The following is a 17,991-nucleotide window of genomic DNA, read 5'->3' on the forward strand; positions in this document are numbered from 1 at the left end:
TCAGTACCGACAGATGGTGAAGTAGGTGTTGCTCGTGCCGCCGGCCGAGACCGTGGTGTTCCCGTCCGAGCACCGCCACCAGACACCGTCGGGAGTGGTCCACCGCCACGCGTTCTTCTTTGTCGTCGCGCCGCAGGAGTTCGAGACCGGCCTGTAGGTGTAGGTGACCGGCTCGTCCCGCACCGTGCCGGAGCGATGCCATCCCGAGGCGCAATAGGTGCTGCCCCGGTACGCGCCGCCGAAGCAGGCAGCCGCCTTGGCGGTGTGCGAGCCCACGTTGTCCTTCTGTGGCGTGTAGCCGTTCGGGAAGGCGTCCTTGCAGTCGTTGCGATCCCAGCCGGTCAGGCCGCCGGGCCCGGTCTCGGCGTGGGCCGGTGACGAGAACCGGGCGGTGGCGGACGCCACGAAACCGCCCACCGAGAGCGCGCTGAACGCGATCCCGCGCAGGACCGTCCGGCGCTGCGGCTTCACCCGCAGTCGGGTCAGCGCCGTACTCCGGGACGCGTTGGGCGAAGCGACGGACAGGTCTGGTATCTGCTCGAACGTCAACGTCATGAAGAACTCCCCTCGCGGTGCACGATCTTCTTCCGCACCAGGTCGAACTGCCGCTCGGCCGACCCGACGTCGACCGGCAGCGTGAGATCGACAACCCGGCCGTCGGCCCGGACGGCCATCAGCACCGGCGGGCTCAGATGGGCGATCTTCTGCCACTCGCCGCGGTCCGACACCACGTCGAACTCCTGCCTGACGGCCACCGGCCACTGCTCGACTTCCTCGTAGGTGAGCAGCACCGGGCGGATTCCCGCCGCGCCGGCCAGTTCGGCGAGTCGGGCCGTCACGGCACCACACAACGGGCACCCGGTGTCCGAGGCGAGCACGATGCGATCCGCGCCGTCCGTCACCGCAACCCCCAGCACCAGATCGGGCCCGGCGGACGAGTAGCTGACCTCGCGGACCACCAACGCCCGGAGCATCCTGACCTCGCGCAGGAGCGCCCCGACCGCCAGGAACAGGATGAGGATGGCGCCCCAGTTCAGGATGGTCAGCGCCACCGACGGCGACATCAGCCGACCGTCCAGGAAATGTTGATCTGCTCCAGCCAGGCGAGCTTGTCGGCATCCGACACCGTGTCGTCGGCGTCGGCGAAGACCACCTCCGCCATCGCGGACGGAAAACCGAGGGTGTACGTGTAGTCGGTCAGCTGGGTGGCCGACGTGACGCCGGGCAGCGGCGAGCGCCACACCTCACCGAACATCGTCCGGGCACCCTGATGGCGCGGCTGAAGGCTGGCGGCGTGGGCAGGCCCCGGGATCGACAACGAGCCGAGCCCTTCGGCGAACAGCGCGATGTGCTCGCTCATCGTGCCGAGCAGCGTCTCTCGTCTGGGCCGCACCACCATCCCGCGCACCTGGTCGGTAATCTCCAGCGTGGCGAAGAGTTCGACCAGCCTCTCGCGGCGCGGCGCCGGCCCGCCGAACACCGTCATCAGCTCGTGGTAGTCACCGATCAGCGTGGCGACCGAGGTGTGCTTGTCGAGCGACTCCGACACGACGACCTCGCGGCCGTGGACGAGGAGGCGGTCGACCGGATTCGCGGCAACCATGTAGGTACAGGCGAAATCGTGATATCCGCGAGGCCCGATCTGGAATCCGCGCCCGTAGGCACCGCTGGCGAAACGGACGTGGGCCGCAACACTGGTAACCCGGGGAAATTCGGCCAACTCGACATTTACCACTGCGGCACTCGGTGCCACCAACTCAAGATGTTGAACGGGCACTTGATCTCCCTTCATGGTGGTCAGACCGTAGCAACAGCGTCGAGCAGCCACCGTCCTGCGTGGCATACAGGGCAATGCCCATATGCGACCGATCCCCGACAGAACACGACTTCGGGCTTTACGCCGTGGACCGCCTTAAGCACCACCAATATGGACTCGCCCGAATTGCGGTAAGTGCAGCTATCGCCTGTTGGCCACAGTTCCGCCGCCGACCAGTTCCGGTATCAGCCAGCCGGCTGCGGCCGTCACGCCGGCCGCCAGCCACAGTTCGAGACCAGGTCGGCTCGCCTCACCGGCTGCTGCGACCGCCACGCTGAACCACCCGGCCGCTACCGGGTCCGCCGCTACCGGGTCCGCCGCTGCCATGGCGGCTGCCGTGGCTGCGGCTGCGGCTGCGGCTGCGGCTGCGGCGAAGATCAACGCCCGGATCACCACCGGCAGTCCGGTGGACTGGCCACCCGCCAGGCAGCCGCAGGGTGCGCCGGGGCGACGCCGGCGAAGCAACTCGGCGTAGACCGCGAGGAGGGCGTAACCACCAGCTAGCAGGGCGTACCCAGCCGGGGCCCATCCCGGTGCGAGCAGCACGACACCAAGGACGACGACGGCCACACCAACCTCAGTGACGCCCAACAATCGACCGACCCAGGCCCGGACGACGGACGGCAAAAGCCCCTGCCGCGCCAACAGAGACCGGACCCGCTGCGGATGCGTGGCATGGCCGACACCCGCCACCAACAACAACAGGGCCCCACCCAGAGCCACCACAGTCACCACAGTCACCACAGTCACCAGTGCCGAGAATCCGCTCATCGTGCCTCCTCCGTCCGGCGGGGCACCAGGACCACCGATCCCGATGGACCGCGACGACGTCGGAGCCTCAGCGGCGACCCGGCGTGACGACCGTGAACAGCGGCGGCAGTCAGCTGGGCACGACGACCCCGCCGTCGATCGCGACAGCGGCGATGTCGGAGCGGTAGTGCGCGCCGTCCAGCGCGACCCCGCGTACCAGTTGATAGGCAGCGTCGCGCGCGGCGGCCAGGTCCGCACCGGTGGCCGTACCGCAGAGGACCCGACCCCCGGCGGAGAGCAACGGGCCGTCGGTGGCCCGACGGGTGCCGGCGTGGATGATCCCGGGACCGTCCGCGCCGGTGATCACGTCACCGGTACGCGGCTTGGCCGGGTAACCTTCGGCAGCGACCACCACGGTCACGGCGGCGCCGGAGCGCCAGCGCAGCGGAGAGTGCTCGGCAAGCGTGCCGGTGGCGGCAGCGTGCAGCAGCCCGGCCAGCGGCGTCTCCAGCAGAGCCAGCACGACCTGGGTCTCCGGGTCGCCGAAGCGGGCATTGAACTCGATCACCCGAGGGCCCTTGGCGGTGATCGCCAGCCCGACGTAGAGCAGGCCGGCGAAGGGCGTACCCCGGCGGCGCATCTCGGCCAGCGTCGGGTACACCACGTCGCGCATGACCTCGTCGACCAAACCGGTCGGGGCCCAGGGCAGCGGAGCGTACGCCCCCATGCCCCCGGTGTTCGGGCCGGTGTCGCCGTCGCCGACCCGCTTGAAGTCCTGCGCCGGCAGCAGCGGCACCGCCGCCTCACCGTCGGTCACCACGAACAGCGACACCTCGGGACCGGCGAGATACTCCTCGATCACCACTCGACCGCACTCACGTGCGTGTTCCAGTGCCGCCGCCCGGTCGTCGGTGACGACGACGCCCTTGCCGGCCGCCAGCCCGTCGTTCTTCACCACGTACGGCGGGCCGAACTCGTCCAGCGCCTTGCCGACACCCTCGGCGTCGGTGCAGGTGTACGCGCGAGCGGTGGGTACGCCTGCGGCGGTCATCACGTCCTTGGCGAACGTCTTCGACCCCTCCAGCCGAGCCGCCTCGGCGCTCGGCCCGAAGACCGGAATGCCCTTGGCGCGTACCGCGTCGGCGACCCCGGCGACCAACGGCGCCTCCGGCCCGATCACCACCAGATCCGCCGCCACCTCGACGGCGAGCGCCGCGACGGCGCCCGGATCGACGATGTCCACCGGCCGTTGCTGTGCGACCTGCGCGATCCCCGGATTACCCGGCGCGCAGATCAACTCCGAAACGGACGCATCCTCGGCAAGCCGCAGCGCGAGCGCATGCTCACGCCCGCCACCACCCAGCAACAAAACCCGCACGACCCGGAATCCTACCCATCCCCGCGACAAGGAAAGTTGGGGTGGCTGTCAGGGGAGGAGGGGGTGACGGGTCACGTTTTCTTCGCGGCCGGGGCCTACGCCTACCACCGAGACCTGGGTGTTGCAGAGTTCTTCGATGCGGGCGATGTAGCGCCTCGCGTTCTCGGGGAGGTCGTCCTCGGTCCGAGCCTTGGTGATGTCTTCCCACCAGCCGTCGTGCTCTTCGTAGATCGGGGTGGCGTGGTGGAAGTCGGTCTGGGTCATCGGCATGTCGTCGACGCGCTTGCCGTTGATCTCGTAGCCGACGCAGATGGGGACCGTGGCCAGGCCGGTGAGCACGTCCAGCTTGGTGATCACCAGATCGGTGACGCCGTTGAGGCGGCAGGCGTAGCGCGCGACCACCGCGTCGAACCAGCCGCACCGACGCTCCCGGCCGGTGGTGGTGCCGTACTCGTGGCCGACCTTGCGCAGGTGAGCACCGTTGTCGTCGAACAGCTCGGTCGGGAACGGGCCGGAGCCGACCCGGGTGGTGTACGCCTTGCTCACCGCGATCACCTTCGTGATCGCGGTCGGCGGGATGCCCGCGCCTACGCACGCCCCACCGGCCGTCGGGTTCGACGAGGTGACGAAGGGGTAGGTGCCATGGTCCATGTCGAGCATGGTGGCCTGGGCACCTTCCAGCAGGACGGTGTCACCACGGTCCAGAGCGTCCCAGAGCATCGACCGGGTCTCCGCGATGTACGGCCGCAGCCGCTCCGCGTACTCCAGGTACTCCTCGATGGTGGCGTCGAGGTCGATGGCCTTGCGGTTGTAGACCTTGAACAGCACCTGGTTCTTCTCGCGCAGCGCGAGTTCCAGCTTCTTGCGCAGGATGCCCGGATCGAGCAGGTCCTGCACCCGGATCCCCATCCGGGCGACCTTGTCGCCGTACGCCGGGCCGATGCCCCGCCCGGTGGTGCCGATGCGGGAACTGCCCAGGTAGCGCTCCACCACCCGGTCCAGCGCCCGGTGGTGCGGCATGATCAGGTGCGCGTCGCCGGAGATGCGTAGCCGGGAGACGTCGACGCCCCGCTCGGCGAGGCCGTCGATCTCGCTGAGCAGCACCTTCGGGTCGACCACCACGCCGTTACCGATGACGATCACGGCGTTCGGGGAAAGCGCCCCCGAGGGCATGAGGTGCAGGGCGTACTTCTGGCCGTCCGGGGTGATCACCGTGTGGCCGGCGTTGTTGCCGCCCGAGTAGCGGACGACGTAGTCGACCCGCTCACCCAGCTGGTCGGTAACCTTGCCCTTGCCCTCGTCGCCCCACTGAGCGCCGATGAGCACGATCGCTGGCATCTTCTCGCCTCCAGAAGGCTCGGGTGCCAGATGGCGACCGGTCAGCGAGCCCGGGGTGTCAGGTTAACAAGTAGTGACGGCACGACCGGCAGGGGTCGCGCAGACAAAGCAGGAGGAGCTACCCGTGTACGACGTGGTGCTGCTCACTCTGGGCTCGGAGCGGGACGCTCCCGGGCCTGGGTGCGGCAGCGGCGAAGCCTGCTGTGGCGGCGACGTAGCGGCGGCCAAGGACCGCGACGACCGCTGCGAGACGCCCCGCGTACCCGTTTTGGCCTGTGCGGACGCGTTGACCGCCCGAGGCGCCCGGGTCGAGACGGTGACCGCCCGATCGGACGCGGAGATCGACGACGTGCTGGCCCGGCTCGACGGACCGGCCCGGCCCGACGGCCTCACCTGGCCGGACCCGGACTCCAAGACCCGCCTCGTGGTAGCCGTCGCCGGTGACGCACAGTTGCGCGCCGTACTGCGGCGGCTGGTCCGGCGGTACGCCCCACCGCCCAGCCGCCGCCCGGCGGACCTGGCCGGCAACCGGACCGTGCCGGACCTGCCGCCGATCGGCGTACTGCCGCTGGACCCGGCCCGCAGCACGACGCACCGCGACCTGGCCGCGCAGCTCGGCCTGCCCCGCGACCCGGCGGCGGTGGCCGCCGCCGTGCTCGACGGCACACCCCGGCGGCTCGATCTGCTGCGCAACGACGGTGGCTCGGTCACCCTGGACGGCGCGCTGCTCGGTGCCGCGAGCGAGGACGGGCGACCGCTGCACTGGCGCGGCCGGGTCGAGGTGGACGACGCCGTGCTGTCCAACGGCGACGACCCCCTGCTGGCCTGTGCGATCGGCAACGCGGGTGGTTACGCCCGACTCGACGAGGTCACTCTGCTCGCCGACCCGGACCCGGCCGACGGGCTGGTCGAGGTGGCGGTGGCCGTACCGGTGGTCACCCGGTCCCGGCTGGGCCGCCGACGGGTACGCCTGGAGGTACGCCGGGCACGCGGTCGGGCCGCGTCGGTGCTGCCTCGGGACGATGCCGCGCTGCCCTACCTCGACGACGGTGTGCTGGGCGAGTTGACCCGGAAACGGTCCTGGTGGATCGAGCCGGGCGCGTGGGCCGTCTGGACCTGATCGCGTCCGGCATCGGCGGCCGGGATCGGCTGGTGGGCCTATCCTCGGCTGGAGGCATGGGGAGGAACCGTGGTGGACGAGAACGCCGACCGGGTGCACGTGCCCGGCCAGCATGGGGTGCCGGAACGGGACATCGAACCACTCTGGCCACCCGATCAGATCGACGGCTTCGGCGCGTCCGGCTGGGATGCCCCGCCACCCGCCGCCACACCGCCCGGCGTCCACCCGGTAACGCCGCCCGGCGTCCATCCGATGCCGTCAGCCACCCAGTCGGGGATGCCGGGTGGGCACCCGGCGGCCGTCCCGCCTTCGCCCGCTGACTACCCGTCGTTGACCGGTGGTGGGCCACCCGCGACCGGCTGGGAACCGGCTGCACCCACCGACCCGGATCCGGGTGTTTCCGCCGGTCCGGACTCGGGTCTGTACGACAGCGCGTGGGGACCGCGTGCTGCCGGCAGCGCCGGTGCGGCGTCGGGTGCGGCGGGACGCGCCGCAGTGCCGGTCGGGCCGCTGCCGGAGTCTGGTCAGGTCGACCTGGACCTGCCCTTCACCCTTGATCCGCCGACCTCCCTCGCACCCGACCGGGACAGTGGCCCACGTGCCGTGAGCGAGAACGCGCCGGCAGATGCGGGTAACTCGCTCGACGCTCCGGCCGACACCACAGCGGACCGCGACGACGCGGCGCCGACGACCCGACTGGCGACGGAGTCACCGTGGGCGCAGCCGCCGCAGCGGTCCACCTCCGGTGTCGCCACGCCGCCGGAACCCGGCGAGCGGGCCGGGGCCGCAGACCGTGCGCCCCTTCCCACCTGGGCCGCGCCGGCCCAGCCGCTCCCGCCGGTGCCGTCCTCGCCACCCGGCACCCCGCTGGCCGGCACGCCACTACCCGGCACCCCGGTACCCTCGCAGCCCGGCCCGCATCAGCCGGTCGTCCCGCCACTCCAGCACGGTGATCCGGTACCGCACGCCCCCGTAGCCCAGCACGGCACGGCGCAGCACGGCACCCTGGCCGGGCACGACGCGTCCGTGGCCCCCGTACTCCAGCCGGGGCCACCGCCCTTCACGTCGACGGCGCAGGTGCCGCCACCAGCGGCCGACGTCGGGCCACCCGCCGCACCCCAGCCGGGGCTCGGCGCACCCCAGGTCGAGCCGCCGTACGCGACGCCGCCCGGGCCCTTCCCGCCGCAGCCGGCCTGGCAGCCGGCCGCTTGGCAGCAGCAGGGCCTGCCGGCGGTTTCCCCGCCGGTGCCGCAGCGGCCGTACCCGCCGACGGAGACCGCCTCCCGGACGCCCCCCGGGTACGCGGAGCAGGGCTGGAGTCAGGAGACGGGCGGCGCACCCACTGCGGAGGACTTCGCCCGACGGCGGCAGGTACGTCCCACCGACCCGGTCGCGACGATGGGGGTACGCGCCGTGGTCAACAAGACTGGCCTGGTGAAGCTGCCACCGGGGCGGCACGAACTCGAAACCAAGCGCGACATCGAGATGGTGCGCCGCAACTTCGGTGGGCTACGCCAGGTCACCGTGGTCAACCCGAAGGGTGGTGCCGGCAAGACGGTCGCCATCCTGCTGCTCGCCATGACCTTCGGGCAGAAGCGTGGCGGTTACGTGCTGGCCTGGGACAACAACGAAACCCAGGGCACCCTCGGCATGCGGGCCCAGCAGGACTTCCACTCCCGTACGGTGCGGGATCTGCTGCGCGACCTGGGTCAGTTCCACGGCGCGCACGGCCGGGTCGGCGACCTGTCGCAGTACGTCCGCTCGCAGGGCGAGGGGATGTTCGACGTGCTCGCCTCCGACGAGTCCGCGACCGGTGGCGAGATGCTGACCGCGGCGGCCTTCGGCGAGATCCGCGAAGTGGTCAGCCGGTTCTACAAGTTGATCTTCGTGGACACCGGCAACAACGTCCGGGCGCAGAACTGGCAGGCGGCGATGGACGCCACCGATCAACTGGTGGTCACCATGTCGGCCCGTAACGACTCGGCCGAAACCGCCGCCCGAATGCTCGATCACCTGGAGCAGAGCGGGCGGCAACGGCTGGTCCGGCAGGCGGTCACGGTCGTCTCGATGCCGCCGTCGCGCAAGGAGATCGATCTGCCGGCGATCCAGGAACACTTCGCCGCGCGTACCCGGGCGGTGCTGCTGGCTCCGTACGAGCGGCTCATCGACACCGGCGAGCCCATCCGGTACGCCGGACTGTCGGCGGCCACCCGGGACGCCTGGCTCAAGATCGCCGCAGCGGTGGCCGAGGGCCTCTAGCCCGGACCGGGCGTGGACCCGGCGCGCTCGATCCGGGATCGAGTGGCTTCCAGCGCAATGGAGACCACTCGATCCGGGATCGAGCGCGATCATGCTGGTCGGCGGAGTCACCGCCGCCCTCAGGGCAGGTGGATCACTGCGGTGGTGTCGACCCGGGGCCGAGGGTCAGTTGCTGGCGAGGGCGTCGGCGGCCGCCGGATCGCAGTCGCGAAGGAACTGGGCGCAGCGGGCGGCCTCGTCGGCCTCGCCGATCGCGTCGGCGGCCCGGGAGAGGACGTACAGGCAACGCAGGAAGCCACGGTTCGGCTCGTGCGACCAGGGCACCGGACCGTGCCCCTTCCAGCCGTTGCGGCGCAACTGATCCAGGCCACGGTGGTAGCCGGTGCGGGCGTACGCGTACGCCGTGACGGGCTGGCCCTGCTCGAAGGCCCGAGCCGCCAGCGCGGCCCACGCGGCACTGTGGCTCGGGAACCGGCCCGCCGCGTCGGCGTACGCCTCGTCGCTGCCGGCCTGCTTCGCCGTGGCCAGTGCGGCGTCGGCGTCCTCGTGGGCGGGCAGGAGCGTGGCGGGTGGCTCAGGTAGGAGGTTCTGCATCGCCCCATTCAACCCGCTTCCAACCTGGGTACGCGAGCGGGTCCGGCAAGCCGGCTGGCTGAACGGCCGAGAGGTCCGTCACGCCTGCGGCCCATGCCCACGGTCGACGAAATCCACTACAACTGAATCTCCGGAGCCTCCCCAGGAACCGGAATTGCGGGAGTCCGGCCAGGCCGCCGGGCTCCCGCCCACCGTCGCCGGGCCCCCGGGGCCACTGGGCGAGGGTTGAGCGGGCCGGGCAGGATGATCAGGTGCCGACTCCACCCCCCGCGGACGTCATCGAGCCGCACACCTGGACAAACGAGATTCAGACCCGGACCGAGTTCGACCGGCGGCTGGCCAGCGGAAGCCTGGTCGGCCTCACCGTTCAGGGACTTCGGCTGGACCTGGACCCGGTCCCCGACCTCACCGCCGTCGAGGTGGCCGGAACGCTTTTCGTCGGTTGCCGCTTCGCCTCCCGCCAGGTCGGCGCCGACCTGGTCCGGCGCGGCGCGAACGTGGTGCCGCCGTTCTCCGGGCTGCCGTACCCGACCCAACCTCCGCACCTCTACACCCCGGAGGACCTGGCCGCCGGCTTCACCGAGGGCGGGTTCGAGACGATGTACGACACCCGGGTGTACACGCACTTCCGGGCGCACGGCGGGGCGTTGCCCGACGTCCGGGAGGCGCTCGGCCAACGGCTGCACGACCACGGCGTGGACAACGCCCTCGCCGACGCCACCCGCGCCTGGCTGGCCGTCCACGGGCCGCAGTCCGTGGTCGGGGTGATGGGCGGACACGCGGTACGCCGGGGCAGCCGGTCGTACCGGATGGCCGCGGTGCTCGGCCGGGAACTGGCTCGGGCTCACCGGCTGGTGGTCACCGGTGGTGGGCCGGGAGTGATGGAGGCCGCCAACCTGGGCGCGTACCTGTCGACCCGGCCGGCCGAGGATCTCACCGCCGCCATCGACCTGCTCGCCACCGCGCCCGACTTCAGCGATCACGACCGCTACACCGCGGCGGCCCTTCGCGTCCGGGAACTGTTCGGCCGGTCGGTCACGCCGCCACCGGACGGTACCGACCCGGTGGCGGCCTACCAGGCCGACTCGACCGCGCTGGCCACCGGCGACCTGGACTGGGCCCACTGCGGTGGGCTGGCCGTTCCGACCTGGCTCTACGGCCACGAACCGGCGAACCTGTTCGCCGGCCGGATCGCCAAGTACTTCTCGAACGCCATCCGGGAGGACACCATCCTGCGGCTGGCCCGAGGGGGGATCGTCTTCGCCCCCGGTCGGGCCGGCACCGTGCAGGAGGTGTTCCAGGCGGCCACCAAGACCTACTACGGCACCGACGGGGCCAGCGGCGCCTACGTGTTCCTGGACCGCACCTACTGGACGGAGGAACTGCCGGTGGAGTCGCTGCTGCGTCCGCTGCTGACGACCTCACCCTTCGGCGACCTGTCCGACACCGTGCACCTCACCGACGACGCTCACGAGGCCGTCCGCCTGCTGCTGCGGTAAGGAAGGGCACCTTATTAACGCCTCCGGTAGAGGAAGGGCCCCTTATTAACAAAGCGACGGCGGCCAGGCTCCGGGAAGGAGCCTGGCCGCCGTCGTCACGACGTCAGTACGTCACTTGGTCATGGTGGTGCCGGTCGAGCGCAGGTGCTCGCAGGCCTCCACCACGCGGGCGGCCATGCCGGCCTCGGCGGCCTTGCCCCACACCCGCGGGTCGTACATCTTCTTGTTGCCGACCTCGCCGTCGACCTTGAGTACGCCGTCGTAGTTGCGGAACATGTGGTCGGCGACCGGGCGGGAGAAGGTGTACTGAGTGTCGGTGTCGATGTTCATCTTCACCACGCCGTAGTCCAGCGCCTCGCGGATCTCCGACAGCAGCGAGCCGGAGCCACCGTGGAAGACCAGGCTGAGCGGCTTCTCCTTGCCGTACTTGGCGCCGACCGCCTCCTGGATGTGCTTCAGCACCTCAGGACGCAGCTTGACGTTGCCCGGCTTGTAGACACCGTGCACGTTGCCGAAGGTCAGCGCCGCCATGTAGCGGCCCTTCTCGCCCAGGCCGAGCGCCTCCACCATGGCCAGGCCGTCCTCGACGGTGGTGTAGAGCTTGTCGTTGATGGCGTTCTCGACGCCATCTTCCTCGCCGCCGACCACGCCGACCTCGATCTCCAGGACGATCTTGCCCTTGGCTGCCTCGGTGAGCAGCTGCTCGGCGATCTCCAGGTTCTCGGCGACCGGTACGGCCGAACCGTCCCACATGTGCGACTGGAACAGCGGCTCCTGCCCGGCCTTGACGCGCTCCTGCGAGATCGCCATCAGCGGCCGGACGAACTTGTCCAGCTTGTCCTTCGGGCAGTGGTCGGTGTGCAGCGCGATGTTGACCGGGTACTTCTTGGCCACCTCGTGCGCGTACGCGGCGAAGGCCACCGCGCCGGTGACCATGTCCTTGATCGAGGGGCCGGAGAGGTACTCGGCGCCACCGGTGGAGACCTGGATGATGCCGTCGCTCTCCGCGTCGGCGAAGCCCTTGAGCGCCGCGTTCAGCGTCTGCGAGGACGTCACGTTGATCGCCGGGTACGCGTACCGGCCCGCCTTGGCGCGGTCCAGCATCTCGGCGTAAGCCTCGGGGGAAGCGATGGGCATATCGAACGCTCCTTACTTGCCGCTGTCGGCCATGCGGCCGCTGTTCTCCTTGCGTGCCGGTTTACGGCGCCTGATTCCATTGGGCACGCCGGACCGCGCTGTCCTCCGCGGGCAGTATCCCGTAGCTGGCGCAGCCGGGCACAACCGGCCCGGTGCACCGAGCGTTCACCGCCGGCCCGTCGAGTCGGGCACGACGACACTGATCAGCCAGGTGACCACCGCCATCACGATGGCTCCCCAGAAGGCGGCCCAGAAGCCATTCACATGGAACGGCAGGTCCAGCGCCCGCGCGATCCGGTCGGTCAGCAGGAACAGCAGTGCGTTGACCACCAACGCGAACAGGCCGAGAGTCAGCAGGTAGAAGACGCAGCCCACCACCTTGATTACCGGCTTGAGCACCGCGTTGATCACCCCGAAGATCAACGCCACGATGAGCAGGGTTAAGGCGCTGTCGGAGCCGCTGCGTCCGGTCACGTCGACCCCGGGCACGATCAGCGTGGTGACCCACAGTGCGACGGCGGTTGTCGCCAGTCGGATGAGGAAGCCCACGACAACATCCTGGCACCGGGGGAACCCTCGGGTGGGACGATTCGACCGACTGCACTGCCCCCCTCGCTCGCCCGACATGCTGCTTACCAGCGAGGTGCGGGCGCAGCCCGTAACGTGGGTGGAATCTGTCCACCGATTACCCGGAGGCACCGAATGGGTCAGCCTGACGAGGACTTCGCCCCCGGCGACCACCTCAGCCCGGAGGAACGCGACCTGGAGGCTGAGCCGGCCGACGCGATCGAGCAGGCCGCCGTGATCGAACCCAGCCAGATCGAAGACGAGCCGCACCGCGGCCTGGAGGTCGACGACTGGGACGCGATGGAGCAGGCTCGGGTCGTCGCCGCCGACGAGGACGACTACCGCTGACCCTGGTCGGCATCGCTGTGGTGCCCGGTTCGGGCACGGGCGGCCGAAAAACGGGACGACGCAAGATCGACCGAGCTGACACCATTGGCGGGTGCTGCTGACCCTGACCACGACGCACCGACCGGCGACCGACCTCGGTCATCTGCTGGTCAAGCATCCCGATCGTACGCACGCCTTCGACGTGCCGGTCGGCACCGCGCACGTGTTCTATCCGCAGGCCGACGAAGGGCGCTGCACGGCCGCTCTCCTGCTTGACGTCGACCCCGCGAAGCTGGCCGCCGCGCGGGGACGGGGCCGTGGGCGGCAGCCGACCGCGACCCCGGAGAGCTTCACCCTCGGGCGGTACGTCAACGACCGGCCGTACGCCGCATCCAGCCTGCTCGCCTCGGCGCTGTCCCGGGTGTACCGGTCCGCGCTGCGCGGCGACTCTCGGGAGCGGCCGGAGCTGGCCGCCACCAGCATTCCGCTGGAGGTCCGGGTGCCCGTGCTGCGCTGCCGGGGTGGCGCCGAGGTGGCCAGCCGACTGTTCAGCCCGCTCGGCTGGGCGGTCACCGCCACCGCAATCGCGCTCGACGAACGGCACCCGCAGTGGGGCGACAGCCGGTACGTCGATCTGACCCTCACCGGCACGCTCCGGGTCGCCGACGCCCTCAACCACCTGTACGTCATGTTGCCCGTGCTGGACGACGCGAAGCACTACTGGGTGGCCCCGGAAGAGGTGGACAAGCTGCTGCGGGTCGGCGCCGGTTGGCTCGCCGAGCACCCCGAACGCGCGCTGATCGTGCGTCGCTACCTGGCTCACCGGCGGGCACTGACCGATCGGGCGCTGGAGCGGCTGGCCGCGCAGTGCCCCACCGACGAGCCGGGTACCGACGACGACGTGTCGGAGGTGCCGAGCCAGGCGGGGACACCCCGGGCGTCGTTGGCCGCACGGCGTCGGGAGGCGGTGCACGCCGCGCTGGTCGAGGCCGGTGCCCGGCGGGTGCTGGATCTGGGCTGCGGCGCAGGTGCGCTGCTGGCCACGCTGATCGGGGACCGCCGGTTCACCGAGATCATCGGCACCGACGTCTCCACCCAGGCGCTCGGCCTGGCCGCTCGCCGGCTGCGCCTGGATCGGCTCCCCGAGCGTCAGCGCAACCGGGTCACCCTGCACCAGTCCGCGCTGACCTACCGGGACGAACGGCTACGCGGGTACGACGCCGCCGTACTGATGGAGGTCATCGAACATCTCGACCCCCCTCGGCTGCCGGCGTTGGAGGACGCGGTCCTCGGTTACGCCCGGCCGACCACGGTCGTGGTGACCACGCCCAACGTCGAGCACAACGTGCGGTACGAGGGTCTGGCGGCGGGTGCGTTCCGGCACTCCGACCACCGCTTCGAGTGGACCCGTGCCGAGTTCGCCGGCTGGGTGGACCGGGTCTGCGCGACGTACGGCTACTCCGCCGTCGTACGCGGCATCGGCGACGAGGATCCGCAGGTCGGTGCGCCGACGCAGTTGGCCGTACTCACCCGAATCTGAGTGTTGACAAGGGGCCCCCGCTCTACCGGAGGCGTTAACAAGGGGCCCTTCCTTTCAAGGAGGACTGGGTGGCTGTACTGGACATTCCTGAGCTGGCACTGGTGGCGCTGATCGGCGTCTCCGGGTCGGGCAAGTCCACGTTCGCCCGCCGGCACTTCGCCCCCAGCCAGGTGCTCTCGTCCGATGCCTTTCGGGCGATGGTCGCCGACGACGAGAACGACCAGTCCGCCTCCGCGGAAGCCTTCGACGCGCTGCATTACGTGGCGGGCAAGCGGCTGCGGGCCGGTCGGCTGACCGTGGTCGACGCGACCAACCTCCAGCCGCACGCCCGGGCCGCCCTGGTCCGGGTGGCCCGCGAGCACGACGTACTGCCGGTGGCGATCGTGCTGGACGTACCGGAGGCGCTGGCCTGGGCGCGTACCGAGGCCCGAGCCGACCGGGACTTCGGCCGGCAGGTGCTGGCCCGGATGTCCCGCGACCTGCGTCGGACGTACTCCCAGCTGACCCGCGAGGGCTTTCGCAAGGTGCATGTGCTGCGGGGCGTCGACGAGATCGACGCCGCGCAGATCCGCACCGAGCGGCTGTTCAACGACCGGCGGGAGCTGACCGGGCCGTTCGACATCGTCGGTGACGTGCACGGCTGCCGCGCCGAACTGGAGTCGCTGCTCGGTCGGCTGGGCTGGCAGTTGCACCGCGACGAGGCGGGCCGGGCGGTGGACGCCACGCACCCGGCGGGGCGTACCGCCGTGTTCGTGGGTGACCTGGTGGACCGCGGCCCGGACTCTCCGGGCGTGCTTCGCCTGGTGATGGGCATGGTCGCGGCCGGGCACGCACTCTGCGTGCCGGGCAACCACGAGCAGAAGCTGCTGCGCAAGCTGCGTGGGCGCAACGTGAAGGTGGCCCACGGCCTGGCGGAGACGCTGGAGCAGTTGGCCGCCGAGCCGGATGACTTCAGCACCGAGGTGGCGACTTTCGTCGACGGCCTGGTCAGCCACTACGTGCTCGACGGTGGCCGATTGGTGGTGGCGCACGCCGGGCTGAAGGAGGATTACCAGGGCCGGGCCTCCGGCCGGGTACGCGCGTTCGCGCTGTACGGCGAGACCACCGGCGAGACCGACGAGTACGGCCTGCCGGTGCGCTACCCGTGGGCTCGCGAGTACCGGGGCTCGGCGACAGTGGTCTACGGTCACACCCCCACCCCGGAGCCGGAGTGGGTCAACAACACCATCTGCATCGACACCGGCTGCGTGTTCGGCGGCCGGCTGACCGCGCTGCGCTACCCGGAACGGGAACTGGTCGCGGTGCCGGCGGAGCGTGAGTGGTACGCGCCGGTCCGTCCGCTGACCGCCGCCCCGGCCCGGCCCGACGAGGTGCTGGAGTTGACCGATGTGACCGGCCGGCGGCACGTGGAGCATCCGTACGGTTCGCTCACGGTGCCCGCGGAGAACGCTGCCGCAGCGTTGGAGGTGATGAGCCGGTTCGCGGTCGACCCGCGCTGGTTGGTCTGGCTGCCGCCGACCATGGCTCCCTGCTCGACCTCGAACATCGATGGTTACCTGGAGCATCCGGTCGAGGCCTTCGCCGACTACCGGGCGGCCGGGGTGGACCGGGTGATCTGCGAGGAGAAGCACATGGGATCCCGCGCGGTCGTGCTGGTCTGCCGGGAGGCGGACGGCGGCCCGTTCGGGCCGGGCGGCGGGGTGGTGCACACCCGCACCGGTCGGCCCTTCTTCGGCGGACCGCTGGACACCGAACTGCTCGCCCGGGTCCGCGCGGCGGTGTCCGCCGCCGGGCTCTGGGAGGAGTTGGACACCGACTGGCTGCTGCTCGACTGCGAGCTGCTGCCCTGGTCGGCCAAGGCCGAAGGCCTGATCCGCGAGCAGTACGCGAGCGTCGGCGCCGCCGGTCGGGCGGCGCTGCCGGCAGCGTTGACGGCGCTGTACGCGGCGACCGACCGTGGGCTGGACGTCGGTGTGCTACGCGAGCGGATCGCCGTTCAGCGGGATGACATGCTCGCCTACACGGCGGCCTATCGCGCGTACGTGCGCCCGACGGACGGCCTGCGCGGCGTGACGCTGGCACCGTTCGCGGTGTTGGCGGCAAGGAAGACCAGCTACGCCGACCGGGATCACGGCTGGCACCTCGCCCTGGCCGACCGGCTCTGCGCGGCGGACCCGGAGCTCTTCACGTCCACCCGTCGTCAGGTGGTCGACCTGTCCGACACCGAGGCGGTACGCGCCGCCACGGACTGGTGGCTCGCGTTGACCGCCGACGGCGGTGAGGGCATGGTCGTCAAGCCGTACGCGGGCCCGGCGGCGCGCAGTGAACGGGGTGCGCTGATCCAGCCGGGGGTCAAGTGTCGAGGACGGGAGTACCTGCGGATCATCTACGGCCCGAGCTACTCCGAGCCGGGCCAGTTGGCCGCGCTGCGGCGCCGGTCACTGGGCCGCAAGCGAGGGTTGGCCCTGCGCGAGCACGCGCTCGGGCTGGCCGCGCTGGACGCCCTGGCCGATGGTGCACCGCTGTGGCGCCGACACGAGTTGGTCTTCGCGATTCTGGCCTGCGAATCCGAGCCGGTCGACCCTCGACTGTGACCCGACGGGCCGGTGAACGACGTACCGGTAGCCTGGGTGACCGCGCCGGAGGCCATCCGGGTCGGGTCGGGCGATTGACGGAACGGATTGTTCATGGCATTGGGCGAACGGGTGGGGCACGGTCTACGCGGAGCTGCCATCGGCGTGGCCGAGGCGGTACCGGGGATCAGCGGCGGGACGATCGCACTGGTCACCGGCGTGTACGAGCGGGTCATCGCGTCCGCCGGCCATGTGGTGAGCGCCGTCCGATATGCGGCATCGGACCTGCCACGCGGGCGCGGCTGGACACGCGCCCGGCACCAGCTACGCCAGGTGCACTGGGAGGTGGTCGTCCCGCTGCTGATCGGCATGCTGCCCGGTCTGCTCATCGCGGCGAAGACCCTCGAACCGCTGCTCACCGGCTATCCGGAGCAGACCCGAGGGCTTTTCCTCGGGCTGGTGCTCGCCTCGGTGCTGGTGCCGATCTCGATGGTCGGCGCGCCATGGCAACGCAAGGAGATCGTCGCCCTTGTCCTCGCCGCAGTGGCCGCGTTCGCGCTGACCGGCCTGCCGCAGGCCACCCTTGATCCGCATCCGCTGATCGTGCTGGTGGCGGCGGCCGTCGCGGTCTGCGCCCTGGTGATGCCCGGAGTGTCCGGGTCGTTCCTGCTGCTGACCGTCGGCCTCTACGAGCCGACGATCACCGCGTTGAACGACCGCGACTTCGGCTATCTGGCGATTTTCGCGACCGGCATGGTGATCGGCCTGTCACTTTTCGTCAAACTGCTCCAATGGCTGCTGGAGCAGCACCGCCGGATGACCCTCGCGGTCATGTCCGGTGCTCTGCTGGGCAGCCTGCGGGCACTCTGGCCATGGCAGTCCGACGAGCGGAACCTGCACGCGCCGGGCGAGAACATCCTGCCCATCGTCGCGCTGTTCCTGGTCGGCGTCGCCGTGGTCACGGCGATGGTCATCGCCGAGCGTCGTCGGCTTCGCCGTGCCGCCCGGGATCTCACCGAGGAGGCGTACGAGACGCCTCAACTGCGCTGACACCGCCGCCTGGTGGCTGCCCACGGGAGCCACCAGGCGGCTG

The 17,991-nt window shown here is 70.8% G+C and carries 16 protein-coding genes; 7 read left to right on the forward strand and 9 right to left on the reverse strand.

Going from position 1 to position 17,991, the window contains the following annotated elements; genetic code table 11:
• The 6 genes from AB0M35_RS06785 to AB0M35_RS06810 all read right to left on the reverse strand — a co-directional run bounded on the left by AB0M35_RS06785 (window position 1) and on the right by AB0M35_RS06810 (window position 5,282).
• The gene (locus AB0M35_RS06785) at window positions 1-555 is read right to left on the reverse strand and encodes a hypothetical protein (protein WP_363742439.1); all 555 of its coding nucleotides are present in this window, start codon (window positions 553-555) and stop codon (window positions 1-3) included.
• Window positions 552-1,064 carry a hypothetical protein gene (locus AB0M35_RS06790; protein WP_363742441.1) on the reverse strand — a complete coding sequence of 171 codons (513 nt, stop codon included), beginning with the start codon at window positions 1,062-1,064 and terminating at the stop codon, window positions 552-554. Before AB0M35_RS06790 ends, AB0M35_RS06785 begins: the two co-directional genes overlap by 4 nt.
• Entirely contained in the window at window positions 1,064-1,603 is a 540-nt protein-coding gene (locus tag AB0M35_RS06795; RefSeq protein ID WP_363742442.1) for a hypothetical protein, read from the reverse strand. Before AB0M35_RS06795 ends, AB0M35_RS06790 begins: the two co-directional genes overlap by 1 nt.
• Window positions 1,604-1,957: 354 nt before the next feature.
• Complete coding sequence (locus tag AB0M35_RS06800; RefSeq protein WP_363742444.1) at window positions 1,958-2,587, reverse strand: MauE/DoxX family redox-associated membrane protein; 630 nt, start codon at window positions 2,585-2,587, stop codon at window positions 1,958-1,960.
• A 109-nt stretch (window positions 2,588-2,696) separates the two neighbouring features.
• Window positions 2,697-3,944 carry a phosphoribosylamine--glycine ligase gene (purD, locus tag AB0M35_RS06805; protein WP_363742446.1) on the reverse strand — a complete coding sequence of 416 codons (1,248 nt, stop codon included), beginning with the start codon at window positions 3,942-3,944 and terminating at the stop codon, window positions 2,697-2,699.
• Window positions 3,945-3,992: 48 nt separating this feature from the next.
• Complete coding sequence (locus tag AB0M35_RS06810; RefSeq protein ID WP_363742448.1) at window positions 3,993-5,282, reverse strand: adenylosuccinate synthase; 1,290 nt, start codon at window positions 5,280-5,282, stop codon at window positions 3,993-3,995.
• 124 nt (window positions 5,283-5,406) lie between these two features.
• Here AB0M35_RS06810 and AB0M35_RS06815 point away from each other — a divergent pair, with 124 nt between their 5' ends.
• Both AB0M35_RS06815 and AB0M35_RS06820 read left to right on the forward strand, forming a co-directional pair.
• Window positions 5,407-6,402: a hypothetical protein gene (locus tag AB0M35_RS06815; RefSeq protein WP_363742450.1), complete on the forward strand. Its 996-nt coding sequence runs from the start codon at window positions 5,407-5,409 to the stop codon at window positions 6,400-6,402.
• 69 nt (window positions 6,403-6,471) lie between these two features.
• Entirely contained in the window at window positions 6,472-8,661 is a 2,190-nt protein-coding gene (locus tag AB0M35_RS06820) for a chromosome partitioning protein (protein ID WP_363742453.1), read from the forward strand.
• Between the two features lie 165 nt (window positions 8,662-8,826).
• Here the strand turns inward: AB0M35_RS06820 and AB0M35_RS06825 are convergent, their stop codons facing one another.
• Window positions 8,827-9,255, reverse strand: coding sequence for a DUF3151 domain-containing protein (locus AB0M35_RS06825; RefSeq protein WP_363742455.1), 429 nt, complete (start codon window positions 9,253-9,255; stop codon window positions 8,827-8,829).
• A gap of 251 nt (window positions 9,256-9,506) precedes the next feature.
• Between AB0M35_RS06825 and AB0M35_RS06830 the strand changes: the two genes are divergently transcribed.
• Window positions 9,507-10,754 carry a hypothetical protein gene (locus AB0M35_RS06830; RefSeq protein ID WP_363742457.1) on the forward strand — a complete coding sequence of 416 codons (1,248 nt, stop codon included), beginning with the start codon at window positions 9,507-9,509 and terminating at the stop codon, window positions 10,752-10,754.
• 111 nt (window positions 10,755-10,865) lie between these two features.
• Here AB0M35_RS06830 and fbaA read toward each other — a convergent pair whose 3' ends face one another.
• Window positions 10,866-11,891 (reverse strand): class II fructose-bisphosphate aldolase, encoded by a 1,026-nt coding sequence (gene fbaA / locus AB0M35_RS06835; RefSeq protein WP_363742460.1) that lies wholly within the window; start codon window positions 11,889-11,891, stop codon window positions 10,866-10,868.
• Window positions 11,892-12,056: 165 nt separating this feature from the next.
• Window positions 12,057-12,440, reverse strand: coding sequence for a phage holin family protein (locus AB0M35_RS06840; protein ID WP_363742464.1), 384 nt, complete (start codon window positions 12,438-12,440; stop codon window positions 12,057-12,059).
• A 153-nt stretch (window positions 12,441-12,593) separates the two neighbouring features.
• Here AB0M35_RS06840 and AB0M35_RS06845 point away from each other — a divergent pair, with 153 nt between their 5' ends.
• From AB0M35_RS06845 to AB0M35_RS06860, 4 genes are all read left to right on the forward strand, one after another.
• Entirely contained in the window at window positions 12,594-12,806 is a 213-nt protein-coding gene (locus tag AB0M35_RS06845; protein WP_363742466.1) for a hypothetical protein, read from the forward strand.
• 91 nt (window positions 12,807-12,897) lie between these two features.
• Window positions 12,898-14,325 (forward strand): 3' terminal RNA ribose 2'-O-methyltransferase Hen1, encoded by a 1,428-nt coding sequence (locus AB0M35_RS06850; RefSeq protein ID WP_363742469.1) that lies wholly within the window; start codon window positions 12,898-12,900, stop codon window positions 14,323-14,325.
• A 68-nt stretch (window positions 14,326-14,393) separates the two neighbouring features.
• Entirely contained in the window at window positions 14,394-16,919 is a 2,526-nt protein-coding gene (locus AB0M35_RS06855) for a polynucleotide kinase-phosphatase (RefSeq protein ID WP_363742470.1), read from the forward strand.
• 93 nt (window positions 16,920-17,012) lie between these two features.
• Entirely contained in the window at window positions 17,013-17,948 is a 936-nt protein-coding gene (locus AB0M35_RS06860) for a DUF368 domain-containing protein (RefSeq protein ID WP_363742472.1), read from the forward strand.
• Window positions 17,949-17,991: the final 43 nt, after the last annotated feature.

Source organism: Micromonospora sp. NPDC051196 (assembly GCF_040682415.1).
In the GTDB taxonomy this organism is placed as follows: domain Bacteria; phylum Actinomycetota; class Actinomycetes; order Mycobacteriales; family Micromonosporaceae; genus Micromonospora.

What these genes read in the sequence shown, in the direction of transcription:
- AB0M35_RS06785 (WP_363742439.1), bottom strand. Translation starts at nt 555, where the DNA reads ATGACGTTGACGTTCGAGCAGATACCAGACCTGTCCGTCGCTTCGCCC.
- AB0M35_RS06790 (WP_363742441.1), bottom strand. Translation starts at nt 1,064, where the DNA reads ATGTCGCCGTCGGTGGCGCTGACCATCCTGAACTGGGGCGCCATCCTC.
- AB0M35_RS06795 (WP_363742442.1), bottom strand. Translation starts at nt 1,603, where the DNA reads ATGGTTGCCGCGAATCCGGTCGACCGCCTCCTCGTCCACGGCCGCGAG.
- AB0M35_RS06800 (WP_363742444.1), bottom strand. Translation starts at nt 2,587, where the DNA reads ATGAGCGGATTCTCGGCACTGGTGACTGTGGTGACTGTGGTGACTGTG.
- AB0M35_RS06810 (WP_363742448.1), bottom strand. Translation starts at nt 5,282, where the DNA reads ATGCCAGCGATCGTGCTCATCGGCGCTCAGTGGGGCGACGAGGGCAAG.
- AB0M35_RS06825 (WP_363742455.1), bottom strand. Translation starts at nt 9,255, where the DNA reads ATGCAGAACCTCCTACCTGAGCCACCCGCCACGCTCCTGCCCGCCCAC.
- fbaA (WP_363742460.1), bottom strand. Translation starts at nt 11,891, where the DNA reads ATGCCCATCGCTTCCCCCGAGGCTTACGCCGAGATGCTGGACCGCGCC.
- AB0M35_RS06845 (WP_363742466.1), top strand. Translation starts at nt 12,594, where the DNA reads ATGGGTCAGCCTGACGAGGACTTCGCCCCCGGCGACCACCTCAGCCCG.
- AB0M35_RS06860 (WP_363742472.1), top strand. Translation starts at nt 17,013, where the DNA reads ATGGCATTGGGCGAACGGGTGGGGCACGGTCTACGCGGAGCTGCCATC.